The organism is Paenibacillus sp. FSL H8-0280 (genome assembly GCF_045040665.1).
GTDB classification, from domain to species: domain Bacteria; phylum Bacillota; class Bacilli; order Paenibacillales; family Paenibacillaceae; genus Paenibacillus; species Paenibacillus xylanexedens_A.
Genome location: NZ_CP150296.1, coordinates 277,106 through 293,154 on the forward strand (window position 1 = coordinate 277,106; position 16,049 = coordinate 293,154).

The window sequence follows — 16,049 nt, forward strand, 5'->3', positions numbered from 1 at the left end:
CATGAACGCACCACTAGGGGCTCGCATACTGGTGATCGATGATGAGCCGCAGATTCGCAAATTGCTCAAGGTCACCCTTCAGGCACACCAATTCGACCTCCACGAGTGTGGGGATGGCGAAGAGGGGGTTATCCAGGCCAGTATTGTACATCCGGATCTGATCATCCTTGATCTTGGTTTGCCGGGCATGTCTGGCATGGAGGTCCTTCGCCGGATTCGCGAATGGTCACAAGTGCCAATTATTGTGCTGACAGCGAAGGACCAGGAGGGAGACAAGATTGCCGCGTTGGATGCTGGTGCAGATGATTATGTGACCAAACCATTTGGAATGGGTGAGTTGGTTGCCCGTATTCGGGTGGCACTGCGTCATGTAGCCAAAACAACGGATGAGCCAATACTGCGCTTTGGATCACTCACGATTGATCTGGCCCAAAGGCAGGTGGAACTGGAGGGTACTTTGGTCAAATTAACCCCAACGGAATATGAGATGCTGAAAGTGCTCGCCTCGAATGCGGGGAAGATCATCACCCAGCGTCAGCTTTTGCAGCAAGTATGGGGAGGGCATCATCATGAGTCTGACAGCCACTATCTTCGGGTATATGTGGGACATCTGCGTAAAAAATTAAATGAAGATCCGACGAATCCGCGATATATTCAAACGGAGCCTGGCATTGGTTATCGCTTTTTGCTCCCTGCCGAATAACGTTTAAGAGAGCGGGACATTTCGTAACCATGATGTGATGCACCATTCAGCGGGTGAGCATATGGAAAGAACAAAACACCGTCCCCTTTAGCTGCAAAGGAAACGGTGCTTTTATATTATGACGTGTATTTTGGCAACCAGTCGCCGTGAGCCTCAATCAACTCATCACACATCGCTACGATGTCATCAATAGACAGTTCGGCAGCCGTGTGTGGATCAAGCATGGCAGCATGATAGATATGTTCTTTTTTGCCAGTGATTGCTGCTTCAATCGTCAGCAGTTGCGTGTTGATGTTTGTCCGGTTCAATGCCGCGAGTTGTGGAGGCAGATCCCCAATATACGTAGGGCTGATTCCTGATCCATCCACCAAACAAGGGACCTCGACACATGCTTCACGCGGCAGGTTCGTAATTAGTCCGTTGTTCATGACGTTGCCGCCAATCTTGTACGGGTTATTCGTCTCCATCGCTTCGATAATATGCGATGCGTATTCACGGCTGCGGGTATGTTCAATATTTTCGCTGGCAAACAGCTTGGTACGCATTTCTTTCCAGCCCTCAATCTGGTTCACACAGCGGCGTGGATACTCATCCAGTGGAATGTTGAAGCGTTCAATCAGCTCCGGGTAATTCCGCTTGATGAAGTAAGGGTGGTACTCGGCATTGTGTTCGGAGGATTCCGTTACATAATAGCCAAAACGCTGCATCAATTCAAAACGAACCATGTCGTCATGCTGTTCTTTCTGTTTTTCCTTCGCCAAATGTTTAATCTCGGGGTACAGATCCTGCCCGTCTTTTGTAACTTCGAGCAGCCACGCCATGTGGTTGATCCCTGCAATCTTCGCCACAACACCTGTCTGATCGATCCCCAGTGCATCGAACAGATGTGGTACACATACCTGCACACTATGACACAAACCTACGGTATTAATCCCACCATGCACATTCATGACGTTGGTAAGCACGGCCATCGGGTTGGTATAGTTCAGGAACCATGCATCCGGACATACTTCCTGCATATCCCGGGCGAAATCCAACATGACGGGAATCGTCCGCAAGTTACGGAAAATTCCGCCGATACCGAGTGTATCTGCAATTGTTTGACGCAGTCCGTATTTCTTCGGAATCTCGAAGTCCGTAATGGTACATGGATCATATCCACCGACCTGGATGGCGTTAATGACATATTTGGCCCCGCGTAGTGCTTCTTTGCGGTCATGATATACGTTCACAACGCAACGACTTCCGAGTGAACGGGCCAGACTGGTCAGCAAACGCTCTGAATCGCTCAAACGTTCAGCATCGATATCAAACAATGCCAGTTCAAAATCCTGCAGTGCTTCGGTCATCATGACATCACCCAACACATTTTTAACAAAGACGGTGCTTCCCGCACCGAGAAACGTAATTTTGTTCATCTTAAGTTCAGCCTCCCTGAAAATGTTGTACCCCAACTATAGGCCGATTCGGCACATATAACTATGGTTCAACCCCTCTCAAACATGGCATAATCCCATTTTTGTTCCCGCTTTCAACTAATATGGAAGTACTTTAGCTGTTATAATATAAATAAACTAAATGAAGAGATAAGCGGAATGAAGTCAGGATGGAGGGCTAAAAATGAGTCGCATTGAGATGAATGTGGTTCCCGCCGGCTGGACACAGATGGAGCTGATGTTGTTGTTTTTCGGGTGGGAGGCATGTGATCCTGCGCATTATTGGGGACCGGGTGTACGTGATTCTTACATTGTGCATTACATCCATGAAGGACGGGGCACCGTGTACATGGGGGATCGGGAGTACAAGCTGACTCAGGGACAGGGCTTTGTGATTCTACCAGATACACTTATTCATTATGAGGCAGATCCGAAGGAGCCCTGGACGTATTCGTGGTTTGGTTTTAAAGGCGTACAAGCCAAAGCATTCATGCAACGTGCCCAATTGAGCCCGGAGCACCCGATATATGATGCCCATGATACAAATACGATGGAACAGTTGTATACGGAGATGGTCCAGGCTTCCACGCGACCGGGAGGCGATGTGTTGAACCAGAGTCTCTTGTACCGCTTGATGGCAGAATTAATCTCTTCTTCGCCTGTAGAGGAAGAAATAGGACAGCTTCTTTCGAACAAAGAGACGTACATCCGACAGGCGGTGCAGTTTATGGAGAACAGGTACAGCCAGCGAACCTCCATTCTGGATATTGCCCAAGCTGTAGGGTTGGATCGCACGTATCTATCGGGATTGTTCAAAGAGCGATATGGCATGTCGCTACAGTCCTTTTTTCTGGAGTACCGTATGAATCGGGCTGCCGAACTTCTTCAGAATCCAGGGCTGTCGGTCAGTGAAGTGGCCCATTCTGTCGGTTATACAGACCCATTACTGTTTTCCAAGATGTTCAAGCGAGTGACGGGTGTGTCTCCAAAGGGTTCGAGAAATCGAGATTAGACGCATCTAGTGTTTCAAATTTAAAAGAAAAGTTTTGATCATTATTCGTCGTCCCGCTAAACTGATCAGAAGTATAATTGAATATGTAGAACTTGGTGCTTTGCCTGTCAGGGTGGAAGCTTAATAGGGAAGTCTGGTGTAATACCGGCGCGGTCCCGCCACTGTAACAGAGGAGTCAGGTAGCGATAATTCACTGGTTTTGACCGGGAAGGAGCTGCAATGACGATAATTCTGGAGCCAGGAGACCTGCCAGGTTTAACAAACACAGTAGTACCCTACGGGAGATAGGAAGGTGTTTAGAGAGCATGATTTTTTTCTGGAAATCTGTTTATTTAAGGCGTTCTCAACCAGTAACCCGGAGAGGGACGCCTTTTTTGATAGAATTTATAAGTTTTCAGCGGAGCTGTGGACGGAGAACATCATGGCACGTACATAAAGTTGTGGGGAAGGACGTTAGAGCACTTGAGCAGATATATCGTTAAACGATTATTACAACTCGTAGTCGTATTGCTCGGCATCACGTTCCTGACGTTCCTGCTAACCTACCTGTCTCCTGGAGAAAGTTTGTCAGGATAATACTGATCTGCCGGTTTTCTTTATAGTCTAAGTAAGGTTATAAAAAGAGAATGATGCAAGAAGGGTTACCCCAGAAGTCCATAGATGACTTTCAGGATAACCCTTTTGTTGTATAACAGGCATGTTGTGTGTAGCTGGGATGTGGCACTGTAATAACTTGTGAAAGCTTTATCGTATGTGGTTCAGTGCACCTATGTCATTCAGTACACCATAGTTTTGCGCAGGCTGTATAGTACTTATTCTGACACTTCATGGCTATTTTATCATACAATTATTGATTGCTTCATTGGGGGATTATCGCTATAAAGACAATCAGTCTTATCTTGGAGAGGTACTCCGCATATAGACTCTTCTGTCCACATGTAGTTGGCTACATCTGCTTAGCCAGTTGTATTGACATGAGGGATTCAGTACTAGTGTGGTACTTGGGATTGGAAGTCATTCCGGCTGGACTGATCAGCATGGTAAAAGACAATATCGCCATCCTTCAGAGGCCAGGTTCTGCCTTGACTATCTGTTGGATTTTTGTTGAAACCTTCCATCTGCCATTGATTCATCAGTGGTGCATGAATGTATTGCAGATGGGGCGCCTCTGTATTTCCATTCCGCAGGCTCTCCATGTTGAAGTTGACTACGATATAACCATTCTTTAGAAAAATCTTCGATTTCTCATCCAGCTGATTTTGCCGGGCAAGGGGTTCGAGATCCGTCCCTTTTGGTACAGCATATACATCGGCTGGCAAGCTGTACTCCCCGTACCAACGCTGGATTGCTGCATTGGCCCGGTCCACGTTGACCCCGGAAGGAATGCCCGTTTTGGGTCCGATGAGTGTCCGAATTGGAGCAGACAGGATCATCCAGTCATAACGGCCTACCCATGTTTTTTGATGAGAAGTCTGATCGACCAGGCGAACCATATGTTCTGCCAACGTACGCTGGCTGCGTTCTTCCGCTGTCAGTTCATAAGTATACTGATAACGCGCTGTATCGCCTAACTCTGTACCGGGCACATTTCGAAGACGTGAGTTAAGGACAACAAAGCGTTTCTCCAGATCCTGAGCCGATCCGATACGGATTAGGCGTTCCTGGCCTCGATGGTAGTACAGATCCACTTCTTGTCGGGATGCCCCGTCTTTACTCACAAAAGCAAAAGTGGGTGTAATACGAATACCATCCTGTTTGCCAAACATATTGCCCTTGGTCTTCAGATCGAACTTGAAATGATACCCCGTCTTCACAGTCGCGTTAACGAATCCCTGCACCGGATGGCTTCCTGGTCGGATGGGCAATACAAATGGAGTCAGATTACCTCTCGGAGCACCATCAATGCTATTCATCCCTGTCCAGTAGCTAAGGCCCGTTGGGTCGGGACTACCCAATCGCTTGCGAAATACATTTTCCCAGTTGTAATCAGAGATATCAGTGACGTGAAAATCATATAACCTTCCGATCACATCTACCGGTACGGTATCTGCTGCAACATGATGTGTCAGATTGGTATTGGCATCCTGTTGCTCGGTAAAGTTTGCAGGTGCATTCTCTGCAATATTGCGGAATACAATATGGTATTTGCCTTCGTCTACCCATACAGGGAGATAAAATGTGGTGTCCAGTTGATTAACCGGAATATCAACCCATGTCTTGGCAGGGATAAACTGACTTCGATCTGCGTTATAGACATCAAACGGGAACTGCACCTGTTTGATCCGAAAATATTTGGCATAGTCCCGATTTCCATAACCGGGATAACTCGCTGTGTCCAAGTGCTGTCCCGATGTGGGAATTCGCACAATGAACGGACGTTCCAGAATGAGTGCAGCGCTGGTTGGGTCCGGTACGGTTTTCTGATTATGCGGCTGATCATCCGATACCCAGGCGTAGTTGACGACAGGGGTGTGTACCGTGACCGTGTTGATGCCGTTAATCGGTAATACTTTATTGGAGCCGCCATTTACGTTACCCGGTAGCAAATCATAATAGATCTCGCCAGAGCTTGTGGTGTTTGCTTTATTCAGCAGGGAACTGCTGATCATATTACCCGGTTTGTACAGCACATCACGCCCAATCGTTGTTGGATTAGGAATGTTGGATGGTGTTGGGCCATCTTTGGTTGCTTCCACATCATTCATAATGGTTGTGTTGTTGAATTTCACTAAATCATTATTCACTTTACTTTGAGGTGTGTTGGATTCAGCCATTCCTTTTAACCGTGATGTATCATCAGGCACACTGGGAGGTTGGTTCAAACCACCTGTTAATTTGGGTGGAGTATATGTGATTGAAGTGGTTTGCCCTGGTCGAACATGGCTTTCTACGGATTCATCATTTTTAGACTCCAGTGTTGGTGGTGTGTATCCTGTTGGATTGATCTTAACGGTCTCACCAGGCAAAGCGTAATTATTCATGGTTGCTTTAGCGATCTTGTATACTTCCAGATTGTTAATTTTCCAGTAGGAGTAGTCTCTTGTGATCTGGAAGTTGTATGGCTTGGGTACCGTGTCGTTCGCGGGTACAGGTGGCCCTGGTGTACAACCATCATCATCACATTCCTCTGGTCCAGGTACTGTCCACTCTCTGTCGTACGAGATTGTGACATTACAGTTGTATGTAACTTTACCGCTCATTTTCGCCCAAGCTTGTTTAAACAGATAATTGTCAGCAAAGGCATTTGTGTAGAGTGACTCGGAAGTAGGGATTCCTCTTAACACATTAAATGTCTCATTGTCTCTGTTATCTGACTTAATAACACCGTTGGCATTTGGATCGAGATCATTCATGCTCATGATGGTTCCAGCAGAAGGTGGTCCAATCGTTGGTGTGCAACCTCCACCGCCTCCGTTACCGTCGCCTTCGCCAGTACCTGGGCTCTCTTCAACACCGATGTTTGTTTTGGTAGTTAGCTCAAAATCATCCTTTTCCCACAATACGGTAATGGTTGTGGTTCCTCTGCTGACTGCTTGAACTACTCCGGAGTTACTAACGGTAGCAACACCAGGATTGGATGATTCCCATGTCGTTGTACCACCGCTGCCAGTGTTAACATTGGTCTCCGCTCCAAAGTTTCCATCTCCAGTTTTCGTCTTGACCGTAGCATTAAGTTGTTTGGACTGGTTCAAGCTAATTTGTCCACCAGCGGTTAGGTTGATCTCTTTGGTTATTTCAGCTACAGCACCCCAGTATAAATCTGTGTTGAATTGATAGTCAGCATTCCATTTGGATGGGGTATATTCTTCCGTTTTGATAGGTGAAATAGCACCACCAATTTGAGTGGTGAATTTTGTGTTACGACCTGTAAAAGATTCAACAGAAACTAAAATGGGCAACCCAGGCTCATAGTAAGCTGTATTATCCATGTAGTGAGGTTCGTTAGATTTATCAGTTATTTCCGCAGAAGAATGTGATTCACCTACTTTATCAAAGTACTCAGTCGGAATATAAACATCTTTATTCAAATCAAGATCGACACAGATTGTTGAAGATACCGGAAGATTTTTGGTAGGGTCGTTTTCTAGTTCGATGTTATTGCAATGGCCATCAACCTTCCATTTTAGATTATCAATTTGGTAAATATATACACCTATATTAGTTTTCTTTTTCCCTTCAACAGGGATAACCTTTTTTTGTGACTTCGCAGGTGTAGAAGGCTCCATATGGAATGTGTTTAATTCAGGTTTAATTCCAGGCCCTCCACCTGCAGAGACTTGAGTTACTGATGATACAAGTACTACGAGTGATAACACGAACAACATCATTTTTTTAATAGCTTTTTTCCTCGTCAAATTTAATCCCTCTAATCTGTGGCTATTACGCTGTAAGCGGGTCCTTCTTTGGTCACAAGACTCACAGCAGAAATCAGCTCTTTATCAAAATGTAGAAGTCCTCTGCTCCAGTAGACTGGATTATTAACAGCGAATACACCTCTAGTTTTTGTGAAATCATTAATTACAGGCCCAGCATATGCTGCAAAGGCTTTTGAATTTGGAGAGTTCATGGGATTAATCGTTGCCGAATTAAGTAAACTTCCGGCTTGAAGTGTATTCATAGTAGTACTTTTCACGCTCAATTCAAGCTCTGCAAAAGAATAATAAGCTCCTCTTAAGAGGGTGTATCCTTCATCTACAAAAACAGGGTAAAAAATACTTCTTTCCGCATCCTTCGCATAGGTATTAACAATAATCCAATTTTTTATCTTGAGATCGGCATATTTAGTATCTGTAATAATATTTTTATTGCGAACTTTCGAGAAGTCGTCTGTAACCTCACTGTAGTCCATGTTGGGTGAAAATTTTTTCTCTGGTGTTTTCTCGTACTTAGGCGCAACAATACTCAAATTCGTCCCCGTCAAACCCACTGCTCGCAGCTCATTTAAACCTTGAAAATCGGCAGGCTTAGTCTTGGCAACTGCTGCATAACGGGCAATTAACACAGCAACCTCCGCCCGAGTGGTTGTACGATCAACGCCAAATGTTTTATCGTTTGCCACACTCATCAGTCCTGTTCCCAGGGCAACGGCTACTGCATTTTTTTGAGCGTGTGCGAGTTTACCTGTAAAATATTCCTTTGCAGGCACAACGGTGTTGGTCACATCAGAGAGTGCTTGTTTGTACTCAGGATCAACCACGGTTAGTCCTTGCGTCAGCCATGTAGCCATTTCACCTCGTTGAAGAGCGCCTTGTGCATCCAGTTTTCCCTTGTAAATAGAAGGGCTGATAAAACCTTTTGCTATAGCAGTAGAGACACCACTTTTTGCCCACTCGGGGATGTCCGTGAAATTGTTTTGTTCTTGTGTTGATGCATTAGGTTGGTCGGATAAACGTCCTAGGATACTTGCCATTTCAGCTTTGGTGACCGGTGAACTTGGTTTAAATGTCCCGTCGGCATACCCTTTGAAATAACCTTGTTCCACGGCCGAATTAATCGCTGCGGATGCCCAGTGTGTAGCTGGAACGTCCTTGAATTTAGTTGTTGCTTGTGCGGCTTCTACAGAACTCCCAACACCTCCAAAACCTACGATACCCCCTGTTAATAAAGCTAATGCCGTTACGCCGGAAATCATCATTTTTTTCATGAATCTTACTCCTCTCAATTGTGAATTTTTCTCCTTGATATGTACTTTTCAGGCTACTAGATACTAAATTTGTAATAATAATCAATATTCTACCATGTATAACTAGGCTGTTGGTATGATTTATCAATATATTTCCTCCTCTCCATACAACTGCTACTAATGCTCAAGACCTATATTTCCTCAAAAAAAAACAAAAAAAAAGGCCACGAATCCGTAGATTCATAGCCTTATGCTTTAAGGTCTCCAACATATGTAGTTCCGTCATCAATAATCAATGAATCAAGAATACTCGATTTCCAAACATTTGAAAAGCCCTATTCTTCTTGCTCAAAATAAAATCAGGCTATCGGTGTTCCATTAGGTAATGGACTATCCGGTGAGAGCAAGACAACATCGCCTTTACCAGGCACGCCGCCAAGCACAAGTACTTCAGAGACAAAACCGGCAATCCGCCGGGGTGGGAAATTAACTACAGCAACGACCTGTTTGCCAATGATCAAGTCAGGCGTGTATCGCTGAGTAATCTGAGCACTGGAACGTTTCAGGCCAAGTGGTCCGAAGTCGATCGTCATTTTAATAGCGGGTATGCGAGCCTTGGGGAAGGGTTCAGCCTCCACCACGGTACCAACCCGGATGTCATGTTGCATGAACTCTTCAAAAGTAGCCATAGGGGAAGATCTCCTTTCAACTATTGGGAACTATTATAAATGAAAAATCAACAAAAAATCCAGATTACGCTGTATCGTAACCTGGATTTCTGTTGTGGTGCTTTGCAGCTAGTTAAGCCCCATTCCAATTCTCTCCGGTGAGGTATTTCTCAGTGAGGATGGATAACATCTGAATACCTACTTCATTATGTCCGCCTTCTGGAATAATGATATCCGCATACTTTTTGGATGGTTCGATAAAAGCATCATGCATCGGTTTTACCGTTTCAAGATATTGTTTGTATACGGATTGGATCGTGCGTCCGCGTTCCTCAATATCCCGCAGCACTCTACGCAGAATCCGCACATCGGAATCGGTATCAACAAATACTTTGATGTCCATCAGACTGCGAAGATGTTCGTCGATCAGCACATGCAATCCTTCTACAATGACAATATGGTTCGGTGCCAGTTCAACCGTCTCATTGGCAGCACGGTTATCTATGGTGAAGTCATATACGGGAGCATACGCCGCTTGGCCTTTTTTCAACAGGGTGAGATGCTCAATCAACAGATCATTATCGAATGCAAACGGGTGATCGTAATTGGTGAGTCGGCGTTGCTCAGGTGTGAGCTGCGACTGGTCTTTGTAATAATTGTCTTGGGATATAAAAGTAACCTTACCTGATCCCAGACGGTCTATGACGGAGCGAGCTACCGTCGTTTTACCGGAGCCGGTTCCTCCGGCGATACCAATGATGAGCATGGTTGTTCCATAAGCCTCCCTAGAATGGCAGCATAATCATGAATAAAGAGCACTGATCCACAATCGATTCAGCACCTTTACCCACATGTCTGTCTGTGAATACACAATTCTTTCATTGTACCACAGCGCTTTGCTTTTTTCATCTGCTTTGGAGAGGGATGTATTCCCTAGGATTGGATGATTGACTTTTTTTAAAACAGCACTATAATAAACTTATATTCATAACACGGACTGTTACTGGGGAAACCAGGCATGACCGAATTCGATTGCTTTACTGTAATCGCTTTCGGTCTTTTTTTATTTTTGTTGGGGGGTGAGAACATTGAAGGTTATCAAGAAAGTTAACAATAACGTAGCCATCGCTATTAATGAACATAACGAAGAGGTTTTTGTCGTAGGCAAGGGTGTAGGATTCCTGAAAACGCCTTACGAGCTGACGGAGACGGACTTGGTGGAGAAAATATTTGTAGCACCGAAGAACATCCGTATGTATGACCTGCTGAACAGTATTCCGATTGAGGATATTTATCTCGCGGAGGAAGTCATCAAGTTGGGCAGTCAGATCCTGAATAAAACATTTAACCCGAATCTGCTTCTCACCCTGTCTGACCATATTAGTTTTGCATTAACCCGAACCAGAGAAGGCATCCTTATCAAAAATCCGCTGGAATGGGAAGTGCGGACACTCTATCCGGACGAGACCCGGGTGGGGGAGGCTGCGCTGAAGCTGATTCAAGAAAAAACGGATATCGCTCTGCCAACAGCCGAAACAACACTGATTGCTCTGCATTTTGTTAATGCACAGGTGGGCTCAGGAGAGATGACGGATACCACCAAGGTGACCACAGTTACGGGCGAGATCCTGTCAGTGATCAAATATGCTCTCAAAATTGATTTTCAGGAAGACTCCATTCACTTTATGCGATTTGCCACACATATCCGGTATTTCATTCTGAGGCAGATGAGCGGTAAATCGCTCAAAGACGAGAATGAATCTCTGTTCTTGATGGTGAAGGAGAAGTTTCCGAAAGAACTGGCTTGTGTGGAGAAGATTGCTGACTTCCTGAAAAATAATTACGGCTGGACCTGTTCCGATGATGAAAAATTATACTTGATCTTGCATATTCAACGATTGATTTCGAATGAACCAACAGAATGAACCTAATGAAGGAACTAACCGAATAATCCATATTGGACTGTTACTGATTCGATCAGGCATGACCAAGCGTAGGGAATGACGATTCCCCGGCTTGGTCATTTTTTATATATCCAATTTATTCATGTAGAGGAGAAGGGTCATGAACAACAAAGACTTGGCTAAAAACGTACTTGATCTCGTTGGCGGCGAGCAAAATATATCCGGGCTAACACACTGTGCAACCCGTCTGAGATTCGTATTGAAGGATGATAACAAAGCAGACCTTAAGGCGCTGGATCAGCTCGAAGGCGTGCTCAAGGCACAAAATTCCGGTGGACAGGTTCAGGTTGTTATCGGTGCCAAAGTAGACGCGGTATACAGTGAAGTGAAGAATCTAACTTCTGACCATATTGGCGAGCTTACGGAGTCTACAGACAGTGGACCGAAAAAGAGACGCAACCCCGTTAACGTAGTGCTTGAAACCATCGCAGGTATATTCACCCCTGTTCTGCCAGCACTTGTTGGTTGCGGGATGATCAAGTGTTTGGCTACCGTTATAACTGCCATGGGTTACCTGGAAGGCTCCGGTTTCCTGACGATCATTAACATGATCGGGGACTGTATTTTCTATTTCATGCCGTTCTTCCTGGCTGTTAGTGCAGCAAACCGTTTCAAAACCAATCCCTATTTGGCGGTAGCTCTTGCTGCGGGATTAATGCATCCAACCATTTTGAACGCTGCGGCTCAGATTGCTGAGACGGGTGTAAACAGTATTGATTTTCTCGGCATGCCGATTCTGTTGATGAAATATTCCTCTTCCGTCATTCCAATCATTTTGGCGGTATGGATTATGAGTTATGTGTATCCGATCGTCAATCGAGTGATTCCCAAGTTTCTACAGGTCCTGCTTACCCCAATGATTGTTTTGTTCATTATGATTCCACTGGAACTAATCGTGCTTGGCCCAGTAGGATCATATATCGGTGACTGGTTGACCAATGGCATCAACTCATTGTTCTCAACAGCAGGTGTTCTTGCTGGTGCGATTCTTGGATTTTTCAAACCAATTATGGTCATGTTTGGTATGCACTATGCCATCATGCCGATTCAGGTTCAACAAGTGGCTACATTGGGTGCAACCGTGCTGTTACCAACGGCACTGGCAGCAAATTTGGCTCAGGCTGGAGCAGCCTTCGGTGTGTTTATCCTAACGAAGAGTAAAACGATGAAATCAGCGGCTGCTTCGAGTGGATTTACCGCGTTGTTCGGGATTACCGAGCCGGCGATCTATGGTGTAACGCTGAAATACAAACGTCCGTTTTTCGCAGGTTGTCTGGCAGGCGGACTAGTCGGTGGATTTTACAGCTTGGTGCATACAACAGCGAATGCAATCTCACTTCCAGGTGTATTGGCAATTGGTACGTATACATCTGATCGTTACATGTATGTCGTTATTGGCTGTATTGCCGCAGTTGTACTCGGCTTTGTGTTCACGCTGTTGGCCGGCATCAAGGAAGATACAGATGGAAATAAATCGAAGCAGCAAGCTACGGATAAGGTAAATAGCAATCAAACAGTTGTTGCCACAGAGGTAACTCCAGCGTCCGTATCATCACAGACATCTACTTCTTCTGACATGCTTATCGTTAGTCCAATGACAGGGGAGATCAAACCCATCTCTGAGGTGGAGGATCAGGCGTTTGCCCAAGAGTTGATGGGTAAAGGCATTGCAATCGTTCCGACAGATGGCAAGGTATATGCTCCATTTGACGGGGTAGTCGAAGCACTTTATCGCACCAAACATGCCATCGGATTGAAAGCTGCGAATGGTGTTGAGATCCTGATTCATATCGGGGTGGATACCGTTAGTCTGAAAGGGAAATATTTTAACGCCCATATCGAGCAGGGACAGACAATCAAAGCCGGGGATTTATTGGTGGATTTTGATCCGGAGGGCATTACTTCAGCGGGCTACAACACCATTACGTCCATTGTCGTTACCAACATGCAACAGTACGGAGACGTGTTGACTACAGCGACCAGTGGCCCGATCCGGGAGAGTGAACCTTTGATCAAGCTTATTCCGTAAGAACTGCTCATCTTTTCACTGGTCCAGCTACGAGTTACAAGCTAGATGGTCTTAATAAGACCTTAATAATACGTAATAACAGGAGGAAACTAAAATGACGAATTCCAATTTTCCAAAAGGTTTTTTATGGGGCGGTGCACTGTCTGCCTGTCAGGCGGAAGGTGCTTATAATGTAGATGGCAAGAGTCTGACCATTCCAGAAGTGATGAAGTTTAACGAGAAGAACGATCGCAAAGTGACCAAGCAGATCAGAGTGAATTGGGAGATGATTGAAGAGGCCAGGAATGACCCGGATACGGTTAAATATCCGAAGCGCCGGGGGATCGATTTTTATCATAACTTCCGTGAGGATATCGCCTTGTTCGCCGAGATGGGATTCAAAGTATTTCGTTATTCCATTTCATGGGCCAGAGTATTTCCGGGTGGCGACGATGCCGCTCCGAACGAAAAGGCACTAGAGTTCTATGATCAGGTGATTGATGAATGTCTAAAACAGGGTATGGAGCCCCTGATCACCATCAGTCACTTTGATACACCGATTGTACTGATGGACAAGTTCGGAGGATGGTATAACCGCAAATTGATCGATCTGTATGTGAACTATTGTGATGTGCTGTTCAATCGCTACAAGGGCAAAGTGAAATATTGGGTGACGTTCAATGAGATCAACATGAGCGTGAAAGCATCGGCCAAGACGCTGGGAATCATTGATTATGATGCTCCAAATTATGAAGAAATGCTGTTCCAGGGGCTGCATCATCAATTTGTAGCTGCGTCCAGAGCAACCAAGATGGCTCATGAGATTGATCCGAATAACCAGATCGGAAGTATGGTGGCTTATTTTACAACGTATCCTTACACTTGCAAGCCGGAGGACGCACTCCAGATGCAACAGGATGATCAGATGAAAAATCAGTTCTATCTCGATGTGCTCAATAAAGGCGAGTACCCTTACTATAGTAAAACGTATTTCAAAAACAAGGAGATCCAGCTGAATATCGAGGACGGCGATCTGGAAAGCATTCGCGCACATACGGCTGACTTCGTGGGGATGTCGTATTACAACTCGATGATTTCCAGCAGTGATACGGAGCAGCTCGAACTAACGGCAGGGAATGTACACAGTGTCTACAAAAACCCGCATCTGCCCGCTAACGAGTGGGGTTGGCAGATTGATCCGATTGGCCTGCGTTATACGCTTAATCTTGTCTATGATCGGTATCAAAAGCCTGTCTTCATTCTGGAGAATAGCTCAGGTTTCTACGACAAGCTAAATGAGGACGGAACGATCAACGATCCATACCGGATTGATTTCCTGAGTAAACATATCGAACAGATGGGACTCGCCATTGCGGATGGGGTGGAAGTGTTGGGATACACGATGTGGGGGCCGATTGACATGATCAGTTCAGGGACTTCCGAGATGAGCAAACGGTACGGGTTTATTTACGTGGATCAGGATGACTATGGCAATGGTACGCTGAAAAGATATCGGAAGGATTCGTTCTTCTGGTATCAGAATGTGATCCGTACCAACGGAGCAGAACTGTAACAGACCATGAATATTCTGGGTCGTATCAAAAAAATACCCGGCGGCTTGTTGATTGTTCCCATGCTGGCCGCCGCGGTCATCAACACAGTGTTTCCATCTATTTTTCAGATCGGTGATCCAACAACAGCGCTGTTCACATCGAAAGGTACCATGGTGCTGATCGGTATGATTTTACTGATATCAGGAACACAGCTTAACTTGTCACAGCTTCTGGTGACTTTGAAGAGAGCAGGGGTGCTCTGTATTTCACGTATCCTCATCAGCTGCCTGTTCGGATGGGCGTTTGTACACTTTTTTGGCATAAGTGGGGTCGGGGGAGTTTCTGCGGTAGCCTTCATTGCCGTTCTGACCAGTTGTAATCCGGGATTATATCTGGCCTTGATGAACACATATGGAGATGATGTGGATCGTGCTGCGTTTGGCATTCTGAATCTGATCGCCGTACCGGTTATTCCGGTTATGATATTGAATTCGGCTAGCGGTGTCGGTATAGATTATCTCAGTGTACTTGCTACGCTAGTACCTTTCTTGATCGGGATACTGCTTGGTAACCTGGATAGCAACATCCAGAAGATGTTTGCTCCGGGAACACTGATTCTGCTGCCTTTCCTGGGTACAAGCTTTGGGTCCAATATTGATCTGCGTATTGCATTTCAGTCCAGTCTGTCCGGCTTGCTGGTCACAGTGTTATTTTTGCTGATCTGCATGTTGCCGCTCATTGGAATCGATCGCGCGATACTAAGGAGGCCCGGTTACGCAGCGGCTGCGACATGTTCGGTAGCTGGATTATCCATGGTGGTGCCTTCGATGGCTGCCGGGTTCAATCCGGCGTATGCGCCATATGTGGACACAGCTATCGCTCAGATTGCCTTTGCTGTGATCCTGACGTCGGTTACCGTACCTTATATCGTGAAGCGTTTGGCTGGAGGAACAACGACGGAAGCTTCTGCATCAACAAATCACTAGAAAAAAACAGCACGTGTTCTGTCAGGTCATGACGGATCACGTGCTGTTTTGCTTTGTACATCTATATGATCTCTTGGGGGAGGAGAGGGATCGATC

11 protein-coding genes and 1 riboswitch are annotated in these 16,049 nt (G+C 45.5%); of the genes, 6 read left to right on the forward strand and 5 right to left on the reverse strand.

The window, feature by feature from the left end:
• The first annotated feature begins 1 nt into the window (after position 1).
• Positions 2-703 (forward strand): response regulator, encoded by a 702-nt coding sequence (locus tag MHI12_RS01265; protein WP_405171289.1) that lies wholly within the window; start codon positions 2-4, stop codon positions 701-703.
• Positions 704-819: 116 nt separating this feature from the next.
• Here MHI12_RS01265 and MHI12_RS01270 read toward each other — a convergent pair whose 3' ends face one another.
• Positions 820-2,121, reverse strand: a complete 1,302-nt coding sequence (locus MHI12_RS01270; RefSeq protein WP_405171290.1) for an alpha-glucosidase/alpha-galactosidase — start codon at positions 2,119-2,121, stop codon at positions 820-822.
• 202 nt (positions 2,122-2,323) lie between these two features.
• Between MHI12_RS01270 and MHI12_RS01275 the strand changes: the two genes are divergently transcribed.
• A complete protein-coding gene (locus MHI12_RS01275) occupies positions 2,324-3,151 on the forward strand; it encodes an AraC family ligand binding domain-containing protein (RefSeq protein ID WP_405171291.1) in 828 nt (275 codons plus the stop codon).
• A gap of 76 nt (positions 3,152-3,227) precedes the next feature.
• Positions 3,228-3,420: riboswitch (cobalamin riboswitch) on the forward strand.
• A 720-nt stretch (positions 3,421-4,140) separates the two neighbouring features.
• On the opposite strand, the gene MHI12_RS01280 is transcribed toward MHI12_RS01275, so the two are convergent.
• The 4 genes from MHI12_RS01280 to udk all read right to left on the reverse strand — a co-directional run bounded on the left by MHI12_RS01280 (position 4,141) and on the right by udk (position 10,208).
• A complete protein-coding gene (locus MHI12_RS01280) occupies positions 4,141-7,080 on the reverse strand; it encodes a DUF5704 domain-containing protein (RefSeq protein ID WP_405171292.1) in 2,940 nt (979 codons plus the stop codon).
• Positions 7,081-7,517: 437 nt separating this feature from the next.
• Positions 7,518-8,795 (reverse strand): S-layer homology domain-containing protein, encoded by a 1,278-nt coding sequence (locus MHI12_RS01285; RefSeq protein ID WP_405171293.1) that lies wholly within the window; start codon positions 8,793-8,795, stop codon positions 7,518-7,520.
• A 338-nt stretch (positions 8,796-9,133) separates the two neighbouring features.
• The gene (csaA, locus tag MHI12_RS01290) at positions 9,134-9,463 is read right to left on the reverse strand and encodes a chaperone CsaA (protein WP_405171294.1); all 330 of its coding nucleotides are present in this window, start codon (positions 9,461-9,463) and stop codon (positions 9,134-9,136) included.
• A 112-nt stretch (positions 9,464-9,575) separates the two neighbouring features.
• Entirely contained in the window at positions 9,576-10,208 is a 633-nt protein-coding gene (gene udk, locus MHI12_RS01295) for a uridine kinase (RefSeq protein ID WP_017691162.1), read from the reverse strand.
• 313 nt (positions 10,209-10,521) lie between these two features.
• Between udk and MHI12_RS01300 the strand changes: the two genes are divergently transcribed.
• The 4 genes from MHI12_RS01300 to MHI12_RS01315 all read left to right on the forward strand — a co-directional run bounded on the left by MHI12_RS01300 (position 10,522) and on the right by MHI12_RS01315 (position 15,953).
• The gene (locus MHI12_RS01300; protein WP_341005793.1) at positions 10,522-11,367 is read left to right on the forward strand and encodes a PRD domain-containing protein; all 846 of its coding nucleotides are present in this window, start codon (positions 10,522-10,524) and stop codon (positions 11,365-11,367) included.
• A gap of 139 nt (positions 11,368-11,506) precedes the next feature.
• Positions 11,507-13,435 (forward strand): beta-glucoside-specific PTS transporter subunit IIABC, encoded by a 1,929-nt coding sequence (locus MHI12_RS01305; protein WP_405171295.1) that lies wholly within the window; start codon positions 11,507-11,509, stop codon positions 13,433-13,435.
• 94 nt (positions 13,436-13,529) lie between these two features.
• Entirely contained in the window at positions 13,530-14,987 is a 1,458-nt protein-coding gene (locus MHI12_RS01310) for a glycoside hydrolase family 1 protein (protein WP_405171296.1), read from the forward strand.
• Positions 14,988-14,993: 6 nt separating this feature from the next.
• Entirely contained in the window at positions 14,994-15,953 is a 960-nt protein-coding gene (locus MHI12_RS01315) for a 2-keto-3-deoxygluconate permease (protein WP_405171297.1), read from the forward strand.
• The last annotated feature ends 96 nt before the right edge of the window (positions 15,954-16,049 follow it).

Excerpts from the sequence above, each read along its gene's own strand:
- MHI12_RS01265 (WP_405171289.1), top strand. The coding sequence starts at position 2 with ATGAACGCACCACTAGGGGCTCGCATACTGGTGATCGATGATGAGCCG.
- MHI12_RS01270 (WP_405171290.1), bottom strand. The coding sequence starts at position 2,121 with ATGAACAAAATTACGTTTCTCGGTGCGGGAAGCACCGTCTTTGTTAAA.
- MHI12_RS01275 (WP_405171291.1), top strand. The coding sequence starts at position 2,324 with ATGAGTCGCATTGAGATGAATGTGGTTCCCGCCGGCTGGACACAGATG.
- MHI12_RS01280 (WP_405171292.1), bottom strand. The coding sequence starts at position 7,080 with ATGGATAATACAGCTTACTATGAGCCTGGGTTGCCCATTTTAGTTTCT.
- MHI12_RS01285 (WP_405171293.1), bottom strand. The coding sequence starts at position 8,795 with ATGAAAAAAATGATGATTTCCGGCGTAACGGCATTAGCTTTATTAACA.
- csaA (WP_405171294.1), bottom strand. The coding sequence starts at position 9,463 with ATGGCTACTTTTGAAGAGTTCATGCAACATGACATCCGGGTTGGTACC.
- udk (WP_017691162.1), bottom strand. The coding sequence starts at position 10,208 with ATGCTCATCATTGGTATCGCCGGAGGAACCGGCTCCGGTAAAACGACG.
- MHI12_RS01305 (WP_405171295.1), top strand. The coding sequence starts at position 11,507 with ATGAACAACAAAGACTTGGCTAAAAACGTACTTGATCTCGTTGGCGGC.
- MHI12_RS01310 (WP_405171296.1), top strand. The coding sequence starts at position 13,530 with ATGACGAATTCCAATTTTCCAAAAGGTTTTTTATGGGGCGGTGCACTG.
- MHI12_RS01315 (WP_405171297.1), top strand. The coding sequence starts at position 14,994 with ATGAATATTCTGGGTCGTATCAAAAAAATACCCGGCGGCTTGTTGATT.